This is a genomic window from Nostoc sp. LEGE 12447 (assembly GCF_015206985.1).
Lineage (GTDB): Bacteria > Cyanobacteriota > Cyanobacteriia > Cyanobacteriales > Nostocaceae > Nostoc.
Map to the genome: position 1 here is coordinate 526,370 of NZ_JADEXT010000001.1, position 20,065 is coordinate 546,434.

Genomic DNA, 20,065 nt, shown 5'->3' on the forward strand with positions numbered 1-20,065 from the left:
ATGACTAATGTTCCTATTGAAGGTATTCTTCTCCCTGATGAGAAGCATAACCACGAATCTCCAACTAATTGGAAAGAATACTTCAGCTTTAGTACTGACCACAAGGTAATTGGTATCCAGTATCTCGTTACCTCATTTTTCTTCTTTCTCATCGGCGGTATCTTTGCGATGGTGATGCGGGGAGAACTGATGACACCCGAATCAGATTTAGTCGATCGCACCGTCTACAACGGTATGTTCACCATGCACGGCACTGTGATGCTGTTTTTGTGGACATTTCCCTCATTGGTTGGTTTTGCCAACTATTTAGTACCCCTGATGATTGGGGCGCGAGATATGGCATTTCCCCGTCTCAACGCCGTCGCCTTTTGGATGGTGCCAGTAGTCGGAATTATCATGATGGGTAGCTTCTTTGTCCCTGGTGGCCCAGCCCAAGCCGGTTGGTGGTCTTATCCGCCAGTCAGTCTCCAGAATCCCACAGGTAACTTGATTAATGGTCAAGTTCTCTGGCTCTTAGCGGTGGCAATATCCGGCGTATCCTCAATTATGGGGGCAGTGAACTTTGTCACCACAATTGTGAAGATGCGGGCCCCAGGAATGGGTTTCTTCAAAATGCCCTTGTTTGTCTGGGCAGTATTTAGCGCCCAAATCATCCAACTATTTGGACTACCAGCATTGACAGCTGGTGCGGTGATGCTGCTACTCGACCTCACCGCAGGAACTGCCTTTTTCGACCCCGCCAAAGGTGGTAATCCAGTAATGTTTGAGCATTACTTCTGGTTCTACTCCCACCCCGCCGTTTACGTGATTATTTTGCCCATCTTCGGCATTTTCTCGGAAATCTTTCCAGTTTATTCACGTAAACCCTTATTTGGTTACAAAGTAGTTGCCGTTTCATCCATTTTGATTGCCGTAGTTAGCGGTATTGTTTGGGTACACCACATGTACGTCAGTGGTACACCCGGCTGGATGCGGTTGATTTTCATGCTGACGACGATGTTTGTATCTGTCCCCACAGGAATTAAAGTATTTGCTTGGGTAGCAACTATTTGGGGCGGTAAACTGCGGTTAAATACTCCCATGCTGTTTGCCCTTGGTGCATTGGTTATGTTTGTCTTCGCTGGCATTACAGGCATCATGCTTTCCTCAGTGCCAGTTGATGTCCACGTTAACAATACCTATTTTGTGGTGGGACACTTCCACTACGTCCTTTACGGCACCGTGACGATGGGCTTATATGCTGCCATCTACCACTGGTTCCCCAAAATGACTGGGCGGATGTACTCCGAAAGCTGGGGTAAAATCCACTTCTGGTTAGCCTTCATCGGCACCAACCTCAACTTTTTGCCCATGCACCCATTAGGATTGCAAGGAATGTTACGTCGAGTCGCTTCCTACGCCCCAGAGTACACATTTTGGAATATCATTGCTAGCCTCGGCGGATTTCTCTTAGGAATGTCCACCTTGCCCTTCATATTCAACATGGTGATTTCTTGGATGCAAGGCGAGAAAGCACCCGCTAACCCTTGGAGAGCAATCGGACTTGAGTGGTTAGTTTCTTCACCCCCCCCAGTAGAAAACTTTGAAGAAATCCCCATCATCATCTCCGAACCCTACGGCTACGGAAAATCAGAACCCTTAACAGCCAACCTCCCAGAATAAACGCATCGGGAAGACGCAAAAACCTTCCGCGTACCTCTGCGCTTCCCTCCGCGTTCCTTTGCGTTTCAAATTCCCCTCAAACCAAAAGCAAAATGGACAGTTATATTAATTCAGATGAATTGCACCACACAGCCGCAGAACATACGCACGACGAAGAAGGTAACAAGATGTTTGGCTTCATTGTCTTCCTCCTCTCAGAAAGCGTTATTTTCTTGAGTTTTTTCGCCGGATATGCGATCTACAAAACAACAACTCCTAACTGGCTACCAGCTGGTGTTTCGGGGCTAGAAGTAAAAGAACCGACAATCAACACGATAATTCTTGTCGCTAGTAGTTTTGTGATTTACTTAGCAGAACGTGCCCTGCAACGCCATGACTTAGTAAAATTTCGCCTGTTTCTCTTGACAACAATGGCGATGGGTACTTACTTTTTGGTTGGGCAGGCGATTGAATGGAACGGCCTCGATTTTGGTTTCACCACAGGAGTATTTGGCGGAACGTTTTACCTGCTAACAGGTTTCCACGGTTTGCACGTTTTCATCGGCATTCTGTTGCAGTCGATTATTTTGGTACGTTCTTTCATTCCTGGCAATTACGACACAGGCCACTTCGGCGTGAACGCGACTTCGTTATTCTGGCACTTCGTCGATGTCATCTGGATTATTTTGTTTATCCTCATCTACGTTTGGCAGTAAATAAGTTGAGGGAGAAATTTCTCCCTCAACTTATTTCTCTTTACACTAAATAACTCGTATTTGGCACGATCGCAAAAAAGGCATACTCATACCAAGCAGTCCAAATAAAACTGCGAATCCATCGCTGACGCTTTTCGGGACTCAATTCATATTCAAAGGCTCCACGAGATACATCAATGGAAGACAGGTGAGAGTTGCAACCGCAGCCGTGTTGATAAGTAAAACCGTATTTAGAAGCAATACTTTGCACCTTCATCTGAATCGCAAACACCTTACCTGCATGGAGTATGGCATCCCAAGAACGTTTGTGTTCGATATCGCGCTGATCAAATCTTAAGGCGCGTTCTTCAAAAACATGATCGCGGTAAATGGGTGCTAGATGCACATGATAGAAACTGGCAGGTAGTTCATAACCAAATTCGTTGAATAAATCTATCCCAATGCGAGCCACTTTTACTTCATCAGCATAAGCTGCCCCCTTGGACTCCACATCACGGAGAATTTCTGCAAAGTTCGGATAGCTGTCTTTGAGAAAGTCTTGCCCAAAAAACTCTAGGGTTTCCCATGCTAGTTGTGCAAAAAGCTGAGAGAATGAGGGTATCAAGTGAGCTAGTTGGGGGCGATCGGTAAATAAGTCAACGTCACCATGCTGTAATTTATATAGGAACAACTGCGCCATCTCAACATAGCTTTGGGGATGAGAAAGTCCGACACTCGTGGTTCCTCTAGCAATCTCTTGCCATATAGAAGGTAGTTGAGAAACGTGAACCGCATTTTCTCCAGCGATGACTGCAACAGGAGGACATTCGAGAAGCTGCATCGACAATCTCCTTTAAGACTTTAATGTGTAATTTACCTTAAGCCATCGCTAAGTGTATCTTCTGAACACAATTAAAAATGTTTTACAGACTGTCTTTTGACAGAATTGCAACTTTATTCTACGATTTAAAATCAAAAAATTTTACTTTATTATATAGTAGTTAAAACAGCTTGAATTTTAAGCACCAGCTATTTTTTTATATAGTTTCTCACCTTTGACTATCTCTTCATAGTGCTGTTCATAAGAGGTGAACCTGATAGATTCTTGTTTTCCTAAACCCAAAATTCCAAAGGTGCAGAGGCTATTATAAAATAGTTGGTGTACGCGCTTTTGAAGTGCTTGATTGAAATATATGAGGACATTACGACAAAGAATAACATTAAATTCATTAAAAGAACTGTCAGTTGCTAAATTATGCTGGGCAAACACAACATTTTCTCTGAGAGATGAGCGAAAAATAGCATTGTCATAAGCTGCGGTATAATATTCTGAAAACGACTTCTTGCCGCCTGCTTTCAGGTAAAGATGAGTATATTCCTGCATCAATTTTAGAGAAAAAATACCACTTCTAGCATTTTGTAATACCCTTTCATTAGTATCAGTTGCATATATCCGGCAACGGTGATAAAGTCCTTCTTCTTGTAGTAGAATTGCCATTGAGTAGACTTCTTCACCCGTAGAACATCCAGCGTGCCAGATGCGAATAAACGGATAGGTTTGTAAGAAGGGGACAACTTGATTTCTGAAGGTATTATAAAAGCTCGGATCGCGAAACATTGATGTTACATTCACAGTCAGAGCTAGCAAAAATCGTTCTAAATAAGCACGGTTGTGGAGTAAACGCTCTTGCAAAGCAGAAATATTAGCTAACCCCTCCAATTGCATGAAGCTTTGAATGCGGCGCTTGAGTGAAGAAAGAGCATAATCGCGGAAGTCATAGCCGTAATACTGATATACCCCTTCCAAGAGAAGATGTATTTCGATATCCTCCAAGGTAGGTTTAGGCAAAGTCATAGTACGAATTAGCATATATGCTGAACCAGCTATTTGAATATGCTGGAAATACAAAGAGTTAAGGTGCTTGGAATTAATCAAACAACTGTTTTCCAAAACGCCTTATGGATCAAAAATTATTCACATTCTAGGCTGCTAGAGTTTTTAGAACTCAAGTGTATCTTACGCCTAAAATAGCTTGCTGGATCTATTAAATTTGATAATGGTGCTAATTATGGGTTTCAGTTTAACTTAATTGCTGTCATTGCTAAAACAGCGATCGCTATTATTGAAATCCCAGCTAGCCATCTAACCTGAGAACGCAGATTTTTAATCTCTTGGCTAAGATTTTCTGTCGGTGGTAAGGGATATGGTTGAAGTTCTGCAACTTCAACAGCTACTTGTTGAGGTATGTTTTGGGTACTTCTAAAAGTTACCTGGGTGTGTAGCCAATTAGTAATCAGTTGCGGACAGTTTTTCTTAAACCAATTGAAAGCCAAAGTTCTAAAAACTGGTTTGGACATTCGGGCAATTAATTTCATTACCCTGTTTAAAGGCTTCATGCGAAGCTTTTGGTTGATCAGATTGACGGAACCAACATCATAGAGACAATCCAGAATTAGTTTGATAGTGGCTTCTTCACTGTTAATTAAGTTTTGCAGCAAAAGTAGAACGTCGTGCATCCGCTCTGCTTCAATAACCTTTTCTACCAATGTTTCTGGAGTGTTTACTGAAGGACTTACGGTTGTATTTTGGGCGTTTTGTCTTACTATCGTCATATTGGTAACATAGCAGCCATAATAAAGTCAGTACACCTATCTACCGAGAGAAAGATTTTTTATCTAGAGAGAGAATGTAAAAGCTAAAAGTTGTTTGCGAGATATATCACTACATCGTCTCTGGAAAAAAGCTATTTGTCTAGTTCCTATGAATCTTTTATCGACTTCTTTTTATAACAAATCGCAGAGACACAGAGGACGCACAGCAGGAGAGGGGAAAAGGGGAGAATCTCAGCCTAAAAATGGAAATATCTATCAAGCTTGCTATGACAAGTCATATTGCTACGCTTGATGCTGACTTTTTCGCTAAATGACGCTTTCCAGGATAGTTTGTATCAGCAAGAAGATAAATTTATTAACTTAGCACTTAATTTTATAATTTAAATTTTTTATAAAAAGGACAAATCGGCAAAATTCAAAGCCAATATGGAAGAATATATTAATAATGGTGTTTAACTATTAGGATGGTTGATTGATTGTAAAAATTAACAAGCTTTAGCTTGTTGTGAAAATAGTTTAATTACTCAATATTCAGCTAAAGCAATATTAATTGGTGAAAACTTTGTGCTTGTTTTCATCTATTTTCATCTATATTTTAACAAAATACGATAAATATAACGAAACTTTATACCAATTAAATATGAATATTTTCTAAATAAAGAAGCGTTTAAAATTAATATAAACTATTATGTTCTTCTACTTTTAGATAGATAATAATTAAATCTATATTACCTCGCCAGATAGATAAAAATATTGTCTTAATTTATTAACTTATTTAAGTGTATGTTATTTAGCTATTTATAGGAGTTAATTTAATAATGCCAGAAAGTTCTGGATTAGGAGAGCAGGCACTAAATAAAGCCGTAGAGATAGGCTTATCCAGCCAATTAGATGAAGCCGAAAACTTAGATGTAAACATTCAAACAGATCCGTTGAAACTAGTTCAGGGACAGGTAGATTTAGTCAGCGTTGAAGGCGAAGGTTTAGTAATGCAAAAAGACCTCCGTATGGAGGAATTAAAAATGCAAATGACTGACGTTGCCATAAACCCTCTGAGTGTGGCTTTTGGTAAAATCGAACTTACCCAACCTACTGAAGCTAATGCCCAGGTTGTGTTAACTGAAGCTGATATTAATCGCGCCTTTAACTCAGAATATGTGCGATCGCAGCTGCAAAGTCAAAAAATCCATGTTAACGGGCAATTGACGACTATTGAACCACAAAATGTAGAGTTTAGACTACCTGGTGATTGAAAAATAGCGCTTAATGCCAGTATAAAATTAGTAGAAACAGGTGAGAATCATCAAGTTGCTTTTTCTGCGATTCCTCAGATAAGCCATAATGGAAAAACAGTTTCTCTAGAAAATGTTGAATATGGCGAAAATAAAGAGATATCGCCAGATTTAACAAAATCTTTAATAGATGAAACTAGCGAGATTTTGAATTTGAGTAATTTTGATTTAGAGGGAATGAATCTACAAGTTAGGCAACTAAGAGCAGAAGTAGGCAAACTAACCCTACAAGCTGAAGCTTATATTGAACAAATCCCTTCTGCTTAAAAACTAATTAATTGAGGATACTAAATAATGGAAAGTACAGAAACAACGCAAACAAGTTCAACACCTTTTCCCAATATTCCACCAGTTATTGAAAGTAATGATAGTGAATATCGGGATACTGGCGTACCTAGCACAGTTGCGATCGCAGGACATCCCCTACATCCCCTGAGTGTGATCTTTCCCATCGCCTTTTTAGCCGCCGCCTTGGGAAGTGACATCGGCTACTGGTTAACTGGTGATTTCTTTTGGGCTAGGGCTTCGCTATGGTTAATCGGACTCGGATTAGCTGGAGGTTTACTCGCTGCTGCGATCGGTCTGAGCGACTTTTTGAAAATTGAACGAGTTCGCAAGCGCACCGCCGGTTGGGTGCATTTGATCCTTAACGTTTCTATCCTAGTTTTATCACTCGTCAACTTCCTCCTACGTTGGGGCGACGCTGAATCACGAATAGTTCCCTGGGGACTGTTAATTTCGCTCGTTGTTGGTACGCTGACCAGCGCTTCCGGCTGGTTCGGTGCCGAACTCTCCTATCGCCACAAAATCGGTGTAGTGGGCGCTGGTAGCAGAAGATATCCCTAACAAGACTTACGCAAATAATAGCCGAAAAAAGATTTTCAGGTAAGGGCAATTTATGAATTGCCTTTACAATCTGTAGTTTGACGTAAGTACTATTAATAAAATACAAAATTAGGAATTCTTAAGAAAGAGCAGTGTAGAGGCTAAAATTTTCCTTAGTCTTTAGCCTTCATAAAATGCTCGAATCTCGTAAACAAACAATATTGATTATTATTTCTATGCTCATCGTTGTACCGATGGGCCTTTTTTCTAAGTTTTACAGTGGGTCTGGTCATCAGTGGTTTAATGACTACGGAGGAGATATACTTTATGAAATATTTTGGTGTCTGTTTGCTTTTTGGTTGTTTAGAAGTCGGGCGGCCATAATCAAAATTCCTATATGGGTTTTTGTCATCACTTGTATACTAGAATTCTTACAACTTTGGCATCCGCCACTATTAAATGAAATTCGTGCCACCTTGATAGGTAAATTATTACTTGGCACTACTTTTGTATGGTGGGATTTTCCTCATTACGCATTGGGTTGTATTGTAGGTTGGTTATGGCTGCGACAATTATATAAAATGGGTTATGCAAAAAAAGTCAAAGTTAAACCTAATTCAAAACAGCAAAAAATTGAAGAACAACCTGATGGTAGTCTGACTGTATATTTAAAATCGCCCCCAGTTGATGGTAAGGCTAATGAAGAGTTAATTAAACTCCTAGCAAATAAATTTGATGTAGCCAAATCTGATATCAGAATCAAGTCGGGTTTATCCTCTCGTCAAAAGCTGATAGAAATTGATACAGGTACTTAGTTGATACTGAGTAATGTCTTCTTGAAAAACTTTACCTCTTTGCCAAGACAACCCCTAGTAGAGGCAATAAATGAGAGACACGATATTGTAAAATCAACTTTTTATACTTCTGTAATGCTGATATATCTTGGTTGAGCTTTGACTCTTTCTATCCAAGCTTGAATAGAAGAAAATGGTGTTAAATCAAACCCACCTTCGTCAGCTACATGAGTATAAGCAAACAAGGCAATATCAGCAATTGTGTAACGCTCTCCCACAAAAAAAGTGTTAGAGGTTAAATGTTTTTCCATCAAGCTAAGTGCTGCATAACCTGGTTCGCGTTTCTCCTTGATAGCTTCACTATATTCTTCAGTTTTACCTAAAATAGAAATCCAAAATCTTGATGTAGCAATGAAAGGTTCATGGCTATACTGTTCAAAAAATAACCATTGCAGCACTTGCGCTCGTAAAAAGCGGTTATAAGGCAAAAATTCTGTCCCTTCACTCAGATATACCAATATGGCATTTGATTCTGCTAAGTATTTCCCTGGCTCAATTTCTAGAATAGGTATCTTTCCGTTAGGATTTTTACTTAAAAATTCTGGTGTTCGAGTCTCGCCTTTCAAAATATTAAGCTCTACCCTTTCAAAAGGCATACCTAGTTGTGTGAATAAAAGACGTATCTTATAACCATTACCGGAAGGTAAAAAATCGTACAAACGCAGTAGTTCCATGCTAAAATGCAGTTATCAATATGTTGATAAGTGAAGGTTTAAAATACAATATCTTACCAAAATATTTTCCCAAAACCGGATAAGTTCTTTTAAAATTTAGCTTTTGAGTACTAAATAAAATTATCTGAAAAAATAAAAAAAATATTATTGATTTCTAGATTGAAATATTTAATTTAGTTAGTGGTTGGGAATAAAAGTATGTGTGGAAGATTTACTCTAAACCAGTCAGTAGAAGCTTTAGCCAAAGTTTTCCATATCGAGCCAGTTCTAGATTTAGCAGCCGATTTTAATATCGCGCCTACCCAAATGGTGGCAACTGTGTTACAAAACCCCGAAAGCGAAAAGCGTGAATTTCAGCAGTTGCATTGGGGATTAATTCCCTCATGGGCAAAAGATGCAGGAATGGGAGCAAAGCTGATTAATGCTAGGGCAGAAACTGTTGCCGAAAAACCAGCTTTTCGTTCGGCTTTTAAACATCGTCGCTGTTTAGTGTTAGCCGATGGCTTTTATGAGTGGCAACGTCAACAAGGTAAAAGTAAAAAGCAGCCGTTTTATTTTCGTCTTGAAAATGGGCAACCCTTCGGCTTTGCCGGTTTATGGGAGAAATGGCGTTCGCCTGCTAACGACGAAATAATCTCTTGTACAATTTTGACAACGGCAGCAAACGAATTACTTCAACCTATCCACGACCGGATGCCAGTGATTCTAGAGCCAAAAGATTACGATTTATGGCTAGATTCTCAAGTCCAAACGCCCCAAACCCTACAGCAGCTATTGCGTCCCTATCCAGCGCCAGCAATGATTGCGTACCCAGTTAGCACCTTGGTAAACAACTCTCGGCATAATAGCCCAGAGTGCATCATCCCACTCAGTGAGGAGAAGACCCCCACAAATCAGTTAAATTAACTATTGAGCGTGCCAAGGAATTGGGAGATGAAGGAGCAGGGAGCAGGGGAGCAGGGGAGCAGAGGAGAAGTTGCAGTAAGTTTTTCCTCTCTGCCCCTTTGCACTTCTACCTATTGTGCCTAGCCCCATACCCAATGCCCCATACCCAATGCCCCATACCTAGTAATACCCAGAGACAAATATGCCAAGAACACAAAAAAACGATAATTTTGTTGACAAATCCTTTACAGTGATGGCAGATATCATCTTGAAGATCCTGCCAACCAACAAAAAAGCTAAAGAAGCGTTTGTTTATTATCGAGATGGCATGTCGGCCCAAGCAGAAGGGGAATATGCTGAAGCATTGGAATACTATGAAGAAGCTTTAACATTAGAGGAAGATACCAACGATCGCGGTTATATTCTCTACAACATGGGGCTAATCTATGCCAGCAACGGCGACCACAACAAAGCTTTAGAACTGTATCACCAGGCAATTGAGTTAAACCCACGCCTACCCCAAGCCTTGAACAATATCGCTGTGATTTATCACTACCAAGGCGAAAAGGAAAAAGAAGCTGGAGATAACGAGGCTGGCGAAGCACTCTTTGACCAAGCCGCAGACTATTGGATTCGAGCTATTCGCATGGCTCCCAATAACTACATCGAAGCCCAAAACTGGTTGAAAACCACCGGGCGATCGCAGATTGACGTATTCTTTTAGTCATTAGTCATTAGTTCTTTGTCACTTGCTCAGGACTAATGACCAATTAAAAATGACAAATGACCAATGACAAATAACAATTTATGATTGACCAAGAACAAGTTCATAAAGTAGCTAATCTGGCTCGTTTAGAGTTGACTCCAGAAGAAGAGGAACAATTTACTACCCAATTAGGAAGTATTCTGGATTATATTCAACAGTTAGATGAGCTGGATGTCAGTAATGTACCCCCAACAACGCGGGCAATTGATGTTAGCAATATCACACGAGAGGATGAATTGCAACCCTATGCTAATCGTGAAAGTATTCTTAACAGTGCGCCTGAACAGGAAGGCGAATTTTTCAAAGTTCCAAAAATTCTTAACAGCAATGAGTAAGTAATAAGACTGTTGAGCAGAGAAAGTAATTGCAAAAAATCCCGATTAGTTATTTCATACCTGGGTAATCAAGAGGCAATTAAACCATCCTGGACATCAATCATTCATTTTGTTGAATCTGCAATATTTTGTTAGTGAGTTACTATCACAATAGTCATTCACTGCTCGCTCAATTCTGATAGCAAATTCATCACTTCTTGGGATATTTTGCTATCTAATGCAACCGTCGGTTCATCTGTTATAACTAAAGTCAGCTTATTGACTGACCTTCAGAAAGTTGATTTGGGTGGTTAAAGATTCGTTCTGTTGCAGTAATCTCACCCTTATCAGTGATTTTTCAGTGCGATTCCGTCTTTGATAGATAAATTAATACCTTTAAGTATAGGAATATTAACTTTCCCTAAATAATATTTTTTGTAATAGATTTTAGATAAATTTCGAGTAGTTAGCTATGGCTGCAATGTTGTTCATTAACCTCAAATCCAGGCTGCATTAAGTATTTATACTTAATGTGTTCGATAAACATTTAAGGTATTTTTGTAAAATAAATACATACTACATTTTGAAGTCCGGTCTCTGGGTTATAACAGAAGCCGATATTAGGATACACTGGCTTTTGAATACATCGAAAGTTCAGCAGGAACTTTGTTTTTTACTGCTGGTGACTTATTGCCAGTATCCTATCATCTTTTGCTGTATGAAACTTACTTCAAGCTACGGGAAGTCTCCCTCAAGAAGGTTTCTTAGCATCCAAAACGACTCTCACTGTTTTAAGGCTATAGCCTTAGAATATTTACAAGCTTTGCTTACGAATTAGCTGTCTCTAGAAAAAGTACTGATTTTGCTTTCTAAGCTGACATTACACCCGTCTATATGCGGATTTATGTAGCTTAATAACAAATTAGCGGATTCATTAATATTAAGCCTGTTTTACTATTTAGTTCCTTATCCTGATTTATTAGACAGCTAGAGTGTTCATTTCACTTTGTTCAATAGCTTTTAGCCCTTATCGCTCCCATGCTGACTCATCACCGCAAGCCCGTGTGCTTATCACTTATTTCCACTGACCTACCAATCTGGTCTGTTGTCGAAACTGCTGCGACATTGTATCAAAAAGATACTGATAGATTCCATTTGCTGCTAACTGCACCGCCCCTAATAAGCTGCGAAGTCGAGAGTGTCGTAAGTCCAGAGAATACGCTTCCCCAAAGTAAGAGCAAAGCTTACGCCCCTAACAGTCCGAGAATTTTGTGGCTAGAGATTTCCCCTTATCGAGTCATCATGACTATGCAAGGTAACGCTCAAGTGAGTTACCGTCACTTTTGGGAACAGGGCGTTTATGGTATTAGTCGCTATTGGTTGCCAACTGAGTCGTTGCAACCTAACGACCCTATTCGGTTACGAAATTTTACTAGTAGCCTAACTCTCAACGGACATCCTTTACCAGAGCATTTGCGTCTGGAATATGAATTGTGGGCAGAAAAAGTCCAGTTAGGATGCTACATACTTAATTTGGAAATTAAACACTGATATTTAAGGGGATTGGGTACAGATTATTCTCTATTAGCTGGCACCTCTCCCCTAACGTCAATACTTGTAGCAATCGTATCTTAGAACAGTGGCATGGTTGCGTTGCGTAAGAGATTGGCTGCAACCAGAAAAGCGCTAAAGCCACCACAAATGATAGTGATGGTATTAAGCCTGTATTAAAACATCTTTAGATACTTTAGAACTAGCATCCTTTGTGAGCTTTGTTACTATTTCCATAGCAGCAGTTTGTGACTTTAACCAATTAGTAAACAAGTCTCCAATGATTTTCAGTCGTCTTTGTTCGTCTAATTGAGGTTTAATGATTTCCTCAACTGCAATTATATGCACTCCTTTGGGAGTAGTTATTGGCTTGAGAATTTGTGGGGGATTAGCAGCAAAGATGGCTGCTGCAATCTCCGGTCTAAAATCAGTGCGTAGACGTATTCCTTGATATCCTCCAGCCCGGCGTATTTCGGTATTTTGAATGTATTGACGGGCAATTTGTTGAAAACTAATTTCTCCTTCTTGCAGCGCATAAAATAGTTCTAGCGCTAAATCTTCATCATCTAATACAACTTCATAAGTGACTGCTGCAATGTAATCGAGTTGGTGTGCATAAAAAAATTGTTCAGCTTTGTCTGCAAATAAATGATTTGCTAATTTGGCTGAGAGAAGGTTGTTTTCGGCTATTGCTTCAAAGTCGTCTAAAGAAAGATGATATTTTTCTAACCACGCCCAAGTATCTTCTGCTTTGAGCAGTTGGTTGGCTAAACGCAGGCTATCTGCTGCGCGTTGCAGTTCTTCTAAACCAATTTGAATACCTGCCTTTTTCGCTTCCTGCTCAATAATTTTTCTGGTTGCGATCGACTCTAATACATTAGGGATTTGGCAAGCAAGTTTTATGTGGTCAAGAATATCATCAGGAGAAACAGTCAATACATTTGACATCATTTAATTCCTCCAATGGCTAACCTAAATCATTAGGATATTATCAGGATTAATCGGACAATATTAATTATATCTGTACTATAATTTTCAGATTTAATTATTTATTGCCTCTGTCTAATAGTAGCCTTAATATTTAATTTTGTGCGATTGTGAAAATCTTTTTATAAAATTAATATTTTTGCATTAAGATTATAAATATCAGCAAAAGACATAAGTAATTAAAAATTAAGATAAAATAATTGTTCAAATACAAGTTAGTAATGCTTGATAGAAATTGAACCATGAAGCTCACCCCCAATACGGTTGGGATAAGCATTTTTCACTTTCCTTGTGGTCTGGGTAAAGGGTAAGGGGTAAAGGGGAAAGGATGTATTCAAAACCTTTTCCCTTTCCCCTTTCCCCTTTAACCGAACCGTATTGGGCTCACCCCGACTTTTTTAATAAGTCGGGGTTCTTGTTGTTCATGCTCTAAGCTACAGTTTAATTACCTGAAAATTGCTGTAAGTTGGCAATTTTCTAAAGCTCCAAACCACCTTGTTGTAACTTCTTAAACGGATCTAAAATAAAATCTACGATCCGGCGTTGGCGGATAACCACCTCTGCACTTGCAGTTTGACCTGGTGTTAGAGGGATACGTTTGTTGGCAGTTTGGATATAAGGCTGAAGTAGGGAGATTTCCAATTCATAGGTTTCGATGTTACCTTGATTCGTCGTTTGAACTTTCGAGTTAGGCGAAATCCAGCTAACGCGGCCTTGCACTACCCCATAATCTTGGAAGGGATAAGCATCAAATTTGATTTTAACTGGCATTCCTACCTTTAAAAAACCACTTTGTTGACTAGGCATCTGCGCTTTGAGAATCAAAGGAGTATTGTTGGGCGCAATTTGGGCAAGCATCTGTCCTGGTTCTACTACAGATCCTGGTTTGTGGATAGGCAACTCGAAAACTGTACCATCAACAGGCGATCGCACTATTCGTTGTTGCATCTGTAGCTGTAAAGATGCAATCTGGCTTCCTGTTTGAGCAATTTCTGATTGCAGGTTAGTAATTTGTCCTTGTAAATCTTTAAGCTGTTCCTGATTTTTCAGCACCGCTAGTCTACCTGCTTGTACCACACTGCGATAGCTGCTTTGCTGTTCTTGCAGACTAAGTTTTGCCTGCTGAATATCTGAAAGGGCTTGACCCATCAACGACTGATAGCGGTTAAGTTCTTCTTTGAAGCGCAACTGTGCTTGTGTGATATCAGATTTTGCTTGTTCCTGTAAGCGTTGACTTTCTTCTGCAATCTTTTCTAATTCCACAACTTTGATTTGGGGAATTGCACCTTGCCGCAAAAGCTGGCGATAACGCGCAACTTCTGTGACATCTCGGCTGAAACGACTCTTCGCTAACTTTTGAGCAATTTGGGTAGAACTGATATTCTGGCTAGCTTGTTGCACTAAAGCCAATTTTTCTAGTCTTTGTGAGTTATAGGTACTCTGTTTAGCATCAAGATTTTGCTGTACCTGACTAACTTGAGCAAGTTTTTCTAATTCTTGGGATTTATTTTGTTGTTCTTGGATGTTAATCGTCAAGATAATTTGGTTTTTCAGGAGATCCAGTTGCGATCGCCGATTCAATAAACCTTCCAGTTTTGTCTGTACCTGCTGCAAATCCGTTCGCAGCACATCAGACTCTAATTGAACTAAAATCTGTCCTGCTTTTACAGTTGAGCCTTCTTTGACATTGACGGCGGTAATGCTACCAGTAACTGGACTATCTAATTTTTGGGTTGCTCCTTCAGGTTCCATGCGTCCTCTGGCGCTCCCTGTTTCATCAACTTTAGAAAACATTGCCCAAGGTAAGATGATTCCAGCAAAGCCTACCAGTAAATACAACATGGAGCGCGTCCAGAGTTTTGGTAAGGCATCTAGCAGTTCCTCGGTGCCGTAAAACCAATCGTTTGCTTCAGATGTTTTTTGTGTCTGAGGATTAAAGATGGCATTTGTGTCTTCCACCAAGTGAAATTCAGTTGATTTTGGGATGGCGAAAGCGGATGATGAATTATTAGATGGGTTTGGCATAAGAATTGGACGTTGGGGATTAGGGACAGGCTAATTTGTAATTAGGACTGGATTGGAGATTTTGAGTATTTGGGGTAGATGAATCCAGTTCAAAGGTGGATGAACGAGTATTTGGGGTAGATGAATCCAGTTCAAAGGTGGATGAACGAGTATTTGGGGTAGATGAATCCAGTTCAAAGGTGGATGAACGAGTATCTGAGGTGGATGAATCCAGTTCAAAGGTGGATGAACGAGTATCTGAGGTGGATGAATCCAGTTCAAAGGTGGATGAACGAGTATCTGAGGTGGATGAATCCAGTTCAAAGGTGGATGAACGAATATCTAATTTCCTTCATCCCCTATTTCTGAGTCCCTTTCAACCTGTCTGCGCTAGTTGTTGCTGATTGAGATAAAAATAATGTCCTTTTTTAGCGATTAATTGCTCGTGAGTGCCGCTTTCGACCAAAATGCCCCGATCTAAAACCAAAATTAAGTCAGCATTACGCACTGTAGAGAGACGATGAGCAATAATTAAACTTGTGCGTCCTTGAAGAATTTTTGTCAGGTTGTGCTGAATAATCCGCTCAGATTCAGCGTCTAAGTGACTGGTTGCTTCATCGAATATCAAGAAGCAGGGGTTTCCTAACAAAGCACGAGCGATCGCTAGGCGTTGGCGTTGTCCACCAGATAACATACCCCCACCTTCACCAATTTGGGTTTCGTAGCCCATTGGCATTAGCTTAATAAACTCATCTGCTCCTGCTAGCCGCGCCGCTTCAATAATTTCTTCTTGCGAAACTTCTGGATGAGCAATGCTGATATTCTCCTGAATCGTACCGCCAAACAAAAAGGTATCTTGGTCTACAACGCCAATTTGGGAGCGGAGCGATCGCAGAGAAATATTAGTCAAATCTTGACCATCAATCAAAATTTTGCCATCCGTCGGCAGATATAGCCCTAAAATCAGTTTGGAGAGGGTTGTTTTTCCAGAACCACTACGCCCCACAACCGCTATAGTTTGCTCAGGTTTGATTTCAAAACTGAGATTTTCTAACACGTTAATATCACTTTCTGGATGATAACGAAAAGTCACATTTTCAAATAAAATATGACCGCGTAAACTACTTAAAGTCTGACGTGGTTGAAATTGTAAATCTTCTTCTGGCTCTGCTTCTAAAACATCATTAATTCGCTCGGTGGAAATGATCACTTCTTGCAACTGATTCCACAAGACAACGAGTCGTTGGAAAGGTCGAATAACGTTTCCTAACAACATATTGAAGGCAATTAATTGTCCAATGGTTAGTTGATTTTGAATTACCTGCCATGCACCAAACCAAAGTAATCCTGTAGTAACTAGTGATTCGATACTAGAACTAAAAATTTGTAGTTGGTTACTAATTACCTGTCCGCTAAAGGTCTTTTTAATGACATTATTCAGCAGTTCTTCCCAATGCCATCGGACTGTTTGCTCAATTGCCATTGAGCGAACTGAGCGAATACCCGTGAGAGATTGAATTAAATAACTGTTTTCTTTAGCCGAAGCATTAAAAACTTCGCGGCTAATGCGACGCAAAAAAGGTGTAGCGACTAGCGCCAAGAATACAAAAGGCGGAACGATCGCTAAACTGAACAATGCCATTTGCCAGCTATACCAAAACATCAATGCCAGATAGACAAATACTGTCATCAAATCCAAACCAATAGATAGTGCTTCTCCAGTTAAGAAACGCTGAATTTTTTGATTTTCTTGGACGCGAGAGACAATATCGCCAACGTACCGTGACTCAAAAAAAGCTAGGGGCAAGCGAAAGGTATGCTTAATAAAACCTACCAGCAGTGTTAGTGACAGACGATTGGCTGTGTGATCTAGTAGATATTGCCGCAGTCCATTCAGAGCAACGCGGAAAAAACCAAAAATTAGTAAGCCTAAACCAACGGCGTTTAAAGTTAAAGTACTACCCTGGACAATTACTCGGTCTAACAGTAGCTGGGTAAATAGAGGTGTAACTAGTCCAAACACCTGAATCAACACCGAAGCGAGAAACACTTCTAACAGTACTTGCGAGTGAGGCTTGACTAAATCAAAAAACTGCCAAAATGCTGTAGTCGCTTCTTGGGTTTCTTTGAGTAAGTCTGTGGGTTGTAATAACAGGGCGTAACCAGTCCAACCGGCTTTAAATTCGCTAGCGGTAAGGGTACGTTGACCAATGGCGGGGTCGCCAATAATCACCCGTTTTTTATTGACTTCATAAACGACAACATAGTGCTTACCTTCCCAGTGAGCGATCGCAGGTAGGGGTTGTTGGGCTAGTTTATCGAAGCTAGCTTTCACCGGACGGGTAGAAAAGCCGATACTTTCTGCGGCGGCTGTCAAACCCCGCATTGATGCCCCACTACGACTAACGTTAGTTAAATCTCGGATGCGGTTGACATTAAAGCGCTTCCCCCAATAGCGACTAATCATCACCAGACAAGATGCCCCACAGTCAGAGGCGCTTTGTTGTTCAAAAAACGGATACCGTTTAGTCAAGCGTCCCAACCAATGCCCAGCCTTTACCTTTGGGCTAGGAAAGTACGGTCGTTGTTTCCTTTGCTTTTGTTTTGGCTCAATGTTAGAAATTGGGAATTGGGGATTGGGAATTGGGGATTGGGAAAAGTTTTTTCTGGTTCCCAGCCCCAAATCTCCACTCTCCAGGACAGTTTGAGGCTCTTGGGAATCTATCAACTCTGCTAATTGCGGCCAGTGTTGTAGGGCTGTTTGCCAATCCGCATTACTCAAACTGTAAGCGATCGCTGATTGCGCTACCTGCAAACTTCCCTCTTTGGGATTCAGGTAGATGTTTCCAGGTGTCAATCTTCGCCCATGAGAATCCAGCAGTTCGCCCCGATGCAGCAACCAAAGCTTGATATCTTTAGTGAGATTGGCACTTAAAGAACCACTTTCTAGATTGTGTCGCTCAAATAGAGATAGCGCTTTAAACGTCTCCTCAACGGTGCCATTATGCCCAATTAAGGAGTTGTAACAACATAACAGCAGTAAATCCCAGACCTCTGCGCGTCTTAAAAGGCGATCGCGGACACTAAGCGATGTCTGAATTACCTCTTGTAAAGTCTCTTGGTTGATATAGCAAAGCTTTAAGTTTGCCGAAGCTCTAGCCACATAAGGACTGAATTCCTTTTCTGGAAATAAAGTCAACTCGCCAAATGACGCTCCAGAAAAGAGAGTAGTAATTAAATTATTAGAGCTATCCAGCAGCCTGACTTTACCACTCAGGACAATATAAATTCCTGTGTCAGTTGTAGTTGCTTGCCAAAACTGCTTTGCTATTTGTGGTTCGACAATCTTCAGCCCTCTAAGACACGTATCAAGTTCTTCCTTTGACAGCGACTTACCTAAGACTTGGGTAATTTGTTCAGCTAAATATTGCTGGGAAAACGCTGATGGCATTTTCTAACCTCCAAAACAGTATTAGTTATTGGTCTGAATTAGATTAAATGACCAATGCAAACTAGATTCAGAGTTAGATTGCAAGTCGCAGATTGTAATACCAGCATCTTTATTTTTATCAGTTTCTTGTGGACAAGAATTTTTGCGCTTAGTAGAAAGTCCCATTTTTTTTAGCAGCCGATTAACATGGCGATCGGTAATTGCAATGCCAAATTCATTTGCTAAATGTTTACTTAACCATTGTGCTGTCCAACAGCTAAATGCGTAACCATATTCACGCGGACTATTACTTACCAATTCTTTCAAGCGTTCAATATATTGATCGTTAACAGTTTTTGGTCTACCTATCGGTCGCTCATTCCATTTATGTGCTAAACCTGCCTCTGCTAAACCAATCCAGTACCGTGCCATTTCCTGAGAACAACTTAAGATTTCACAGATTTGGCTTTGAGATTTACCTTTATCAGCAAGTAACATAATTTCAATCCGCCGACGATATTCTGGTTGTAAATTAGCTTGCAGGTTTTTCAGCAGTGCCTTCCGTTGGAAAGGTGTTAAGAACTTACTCTCATGCATGTCATAGCATTCAAAAGCTTTCTCTTGACTGAAATTTTCTGACATAATTTTTATCAGTTTTTACCAAGTATCAAACGTGGGCAAACGTGTCTTTTGCAACTGTTTTTAGTCCTGAGATACCAGGATTTACAACTGCAAATTAATTGAGCCTAGAAGGTTAATTAAATATTGACGTGGTGTGCAAATAGCGACAGGTATATATACCCCTAATATTCTGATGATTTAGGAGCGATATTACTGTCTTGATTCAGGTTTTAATAAATTAAAATTGGACGTTAATGGTCTTCACTTGGAATAAAAATACTTCAAACAATTAAACCAATCACTTGTTAGCCGCTAAAACTTGACAGATTTTCCTGAAGCCCGGTGCAATAATGGTATTGGTTAAGACCATTACCCCTAGTTGATGGTAATAGGTAAACACTTTCAAGGCTTCGGGTAGCCCTTATATTGATGATTTTACTGAGTTTTACAATACGGTTTATAGCTTAACCTACTAATATTTAAGTAGGTTAAGTTTTGATTACCAACAAAAAATTGGATCTTGTTTCGTTAATGGGAAGCGAAAAACATTCAAGGTCAGGTATGAATAAGAATCTACTTCTTAGACTATCTAAAACTAGTGGCTTTCTCATCAGTAGATAGTCCTAAATTTGAACCTAATTCGAAGAAAATTGCAACGCCGAAGTGACAGTTACCCAATCTTTATCTTAATCTACTATTCCTTATTTAAAGATAATCTTACATCTAGTCAATAGCTTTCATAGAAAATAAAAAATATTTATCAAAACTTGATAATAGTTTTACTAAAATATTACAAATCATCGGAATAAAAAAAAGTAAGAGTTTAACATAGAGTTTCCGCTTTAATAAAAATTGCTCATTTAAAATTTATTATCGGAACAAATGGCAAGATACCTAACTCATTGGTTTCTAA

At 39.9% G+C, this 20,065-nt stretch carries 17 protein-coding genes and 2 pseudogenes; 11 read left to right on the top strand and 8 right to left on the bottom strand.

What is annotated here, in order from left to right:
* Both ctaD and IQ274_RS02240 read left to right on the top strand, forming a co-directional pair.
* Positions 1-1,662, top strand: a complete 1,662-nt coding sequence (gene ctaD / locus IQ274_RS02235) for a cytochrome c oxidase subunit I (RefSeq protein ID WP_193867222.1) — start codon at positions 1-3, stop codon at positions 1,660-1,662.
* 92 nt (positions 1,663-1,754) lie between these two features.
* Complete coding sequence (locus IQ274_RS02240; protein WP_193867223.1) at positions 1,755-2,357, top strand: cytochrome c oxidase subunit 3; 603 nt, start codon at positions 1,755-1,757, stop codon at positions 2,355-2,357.
* Between the two features lie 40 nt (positions 2,358-2,397).
* Here the strand turns inward: IQ274_RS02240 and IQ274_RS02245 are convergent, their stop codons facing one another.
* The 3 genes from IQ274_RS02245 to IQ274_RS02255 all read right to left on the bottom strand — a co-directional run bounded on the left by IQ274_RS02245 (position 2,398) and on the right by IQ274_RS02255 (position 4,949).
* A complete protein-coding gene (locus tag IQ274_RS02245) occupies positions 2,398-3,177 on the bottom strand; it encodes a hypothetical protein (protein WP_193867224.1) in 780 nt (259 codons plus the stop codon).
* 177 nt (positions 3,178-3,354) lie between these two features.
* Positions 3,355-4,191, bottom strand: coding sequence for a CheR family methyltransferase (locus tag IQ274_RS02250; protein WP_163931796.1), 837 nt, complete (start codon positions 4,189-4,191; stop codon positions 3,355-3,357).
* 221 nt (positions 4,192-4,412) lie between these two features.
* Positions 4,413-4,949 carry a hypothetical protein gene (locus IQ274_RS02255; RefSeq protein ID WP_193867225.1) on the bottom strand — a complete coding sequence of 179 codons (537 nt, stop codon included), beginning with the start codon at positions 4,947-4,949 and terminating at the stop codon, positions 4,413-4,415.
* 818 nt (positions 4,950-5,767) lie between these two features.
* Here IQ274_RS02255 and IQ274_RS02260 point away from each other — a divergent pair.
* The 4 genes and pseudogenes from IQ274_RS02260 (at position 5,768) to IQ274_RS02275 (ending at position 7,881) form a co-directional block, all read left to right on the top strand.
* Positions 5,768-6,508: pseudogene (locus IQ274_RS02260) on the top strand (DUF2993 domain-containing protein).
* A 27-nt stretch (positions 6,509-6,535) separates the two neighbouring features.
* Positions 6,536-7,087: a DUF2231 domain-containing protein gene (locus tag IQ274_RS02265; protein ID WP_163931756.1), complete on the top strand. Its 552-nt coding sequence runs from the start codon at positions 6,536-6,538 to the stop codon at positions 7,085-7,087.
* Between the two features lie 173 nt (positions 7,088-7,260).
* A pseudogene (locus IQ274_RS02270) lies at positions 7,261-7,665 on the top strand (DUF2809 domain-containing protein); the annotation flags it as partial.
* The gene (locus IQ274_RS02275; RefSeq protein ID WP_193867263.1) at positions 7,648-7,881 is read left to right on the top strand and encodes a DUF167 domain-containing protein; all 234 of its coding nucleotides are present in this window, start codon (positions 7,648-7,650) and stop codon (positions 7,879-7,881) included. The pseudogene IQ274_RS02270 and the gene IQ274_RS02275, both read left to right, overlap by 18 nt.
* A gap of 101 nt (positions 7,882-7,982) precedes the next feature.
* On the opposite strand, the gene IQ274_RS02280 is transcribed toward IQ274_RS02275, so the two are convergent.
* A complete protein-coding gene (locus tag IQ274_RS02280; RefSeq protein WP_193867226.1) occupies positions 7,983-8,594 on the bottom strand; it encodes a glutathione S-transferase family protein in 612 nt (203 codons plus the stop codon).
* Positions 8,595-8,792: 198 nt separating this feature from the next.
* On the opposite strand from IQ274_RS02280, the gene IQ274_RS02285 reads away from it, so the two are divergent.
* From IQ274_RS02285 to IQ274_RS02300, 4 genes are all read left to right on the top strand, one after another.
* Entirely contained in the window at positions 8,793-9,500 is a 708-nt protein-coding gene (locus IQ274_RS02285; protein ID WP_193867227.1) for an SOS response-associated peptidase, read from the top strand.
* A 181-nt stretch (positions 9,501-9,681) separates the two neighbouring features.
* Complete coding sequence (locus IQ274_RS02290) at positions 9,682-10,203, top strand: photosystem I assembly protein Ycf3 (RefSeq protein WP_012409902.1); 522 nt, start codon at positions 9,682-9,684, stop codon at positions 10,201-10,203.
* A gap of 83 nt (positions 10,204-10,286) precedes the next feature.
* Positions 10,287-10,580: an Asp-tRNA(Asn)/Glu-tRNA(Gln) amidotransferase subunit GatC gene (gatC, locus tag IQ274_RS02295; RefSeq protein ID WP_012409901.1), complete on the top strand. Its 294-nt coding sequence runs from the start codon at positions 10,287-10,289 to the stop codon at positions 10,578-10,580.
* Between the two features lie 1,017 nt (positions 10,581-11,597).
* The gene (locus IQ274_RS02300) at positions 11,598-12,110 is read left to right on the top strand and encodes a hypothetical protein (RefSeq protein ID WP_163931775.1); all 513 of its coding nucleotides are present in this window, start codon (positions 11,598-11,600) and stop codon (positions 12,108-12,110) included.
* Positions 12,111-12,275: 165 nt separating this feature from the next.
* Here IQ274_RS02300 and IQ274_RS02305 read toward each other — a convergent pair whose 3' ends face one another.
* Together IQ274_RS02305 and IQ274_RS02310 are read right to left on the bottom strand one after the other, a co-directional pair.
* Complete coding sequence (locus tag IQ274_RS02305; protein ID WP_163931799.1) at positions 12,276-13,058, bottom strand: peptidylprolyl isomerase; 783 nt, start codon at positions 13,056-13,058, stop codon at positions 12,276-12,278.
* Positions 13,059-13,574: 516 nt separating this feature from the next.
* Entirely contained in the window at positions 13,575-15,122 is a 1,548-nt protein-coding gene (locus IQ274_RS02310) for an HlyD family efflux transporter periplasmic adaptor subunit (protein WP_193867228.1), read from the bottom strand.
* A 95-nt stretch (positions 15,123-15,217) separates the two neighbouring features.
* Between IQ274_RS02310 and IQ274_RS02315 the strand changes: the two genes are divergently transcribed.
* The gene (locus IQ274_RS02315) at positions 15,218-15,505 is read left to right on the top strand and encodes a hypothetical protein (RefSeq protein WP_193867229.1); all 288 of its coding nucleotides are present in this window, start codon (positions 15,218-15,220) and stop codon (positions 15,503-15,505) included.
* Here IQ274_RS02315 and IQ274_RS02320 read toward each other — a convergent pair.
* Both IQ274_RS02320 and IQ274_RS02325 read right to left on the bottom strand, forming a co-directional pair.
* Positions 15,478-18,552, bottom strand: coding sequence for a peptidase domain-containing ABC transporter (locus tag IQ274_RS02320; protein ID WP_193867230.1), 3,075 nt, complete (start codon positions 18,550-18,552; stop codon positions 15,478-15,480). The genes IQ274_RS02315 and IQ274_RS02320 overlap by 28 nt on opposite strands.
* A 21-nt stretch (positions 18,553-18,573) precedes the next feature.
* Positions 18,574-19,173 (bottom strand): helix-turn-helix domain-containing protein, encoded by a 600-nt coding sequence (locus IQ274_RS02325; RefSeq protein WP_163931786.1) that lies wholly within the window; start codon positions 19,171-19,173, stop codon positions 18,574-18,576.
* Between the last annotated feature and the right edge of the window lie 892 nt (positions 19,174-20,065).

What these genes read in the sequence shown, in the direction of transcription:
- IQ274_RS02310 (WP_193867228.1), bottom strand. Translation starts at nt 15,122, where the DNA reads ATGCCAAACCCATCTAATAATTCATCATCCGCTTTCGCCATCCCAAAA.
- IQ274_RS02320 (WP_193867230.1), bottom strand. Translation starts at nt 18,552, where the DNA reads ATGCCATCAGCGTTTTCCCAGCAATATTTAGCTGAACAAATTACCCAA.
- gatC (WP_012409901.1), top strand. Translation starts at nt 10,287, where the DNA reads ATGATTGACCAAGAACAAGTTCATAAAGTAGCTAATCTGGCTCGTTTA.
- IQ274_RS02285 (WP_193867227.1), top strand. Translation starts at nt 8,793, where the DNA reads ATGTGTGGAAGATTTACTCTAAACCAGTCAGTAGAAGCTTTAGCCAAA.
- IQ274_RS02305 (WP_163931799.1), bottom strand. Translation starts at nt 13,058, where the DNA reads ATGTCAAATGTATTGACTGTTTCTCCTGATGATATTCTTGACCACATA.
- IQ274_RS02300 (WP_163931775.1), top strand. Translation starts at nt 11,598, where the DNA reads ATGCTGACTCATCACCGCAAGCCCGTGTGCTTATCACTTATTTCCACT.
- IQ274_RS02240 (WP_193867223.1), top strand. Translation starts at nt 1,755, where the DNA reads ATGGACAGTTATATTAATTCAGATGAATTGCACCACACAGCCGCAGAA.
- IQ274_RS02250 (WP_163931796.1), bottom strand. Translation starts at nt 4,191, where the DNA reads ATGACTTTGCCTAAACCTACCTTGGAGGATATCGAAATACATCTTCTC.
- ctaD (WP_193867222.1), top strand. Translation starts at nt 1, where the DNA reads ATGACTAATGTTCCTATTGAAGGTATTCTTCTCCCTGATGAGAAGCAT.
- IQ274_RS02255 (WP_193867225.1), bottom strand. Translation starts at nt 4,949, where the DNA reads ATGACGATAGTAAGACAAAACGCCCAAAATACAACCGTAAGTCCTTCA.
- IQ274_RS02275 (WP_193867263.1), top strand. Translation starts at nt 7,648, where the DNA reads ATGGGTTATGCAAAAAAAGTCAAAGTTAAACCTAATTCAAAACAGCAA.
- IQ274_RS02325 (WP_163931786.1), bottom strand. Translation starts at nt 19,173, where the DNA reads ATGTCAGAAAATTTCAGTCAAGAGAAAGCTTTTGAATGCTATGACATG.
- IQ274_RS02245 (WP_193867224.1), bottom strand. Translation starts at nt 3,177, where the DNA reads ATGCAGCTTCTCGAATGTCCTCCTGTTGCAGTCATCGCTGGAGAAAAT.
- IQ274_RS02290 (WP_012409902.1), top strand. Translation starts at nt 9,682, where the DNA reads ATGCCAAGAACACAAAAAAACGATAATTTTGTTGACAAATCCTTTACA.
- IQ274_RS02280 (WP_193867226.1), bottom strand. Translation starts at nt 8,594, where the DNA reads ATGGAACTACTGCGTTTGTACGATTTTTTACCTTCCGGTAATGGTTAT.
- IQ274_RS02265 (WP_163931756.1), top strand. Translation starts at nt 6,536, where the DNA reads ATGGAAAGTACAGAAACAACGCAAACAAGTTCAACACCTTTTCCCAAT.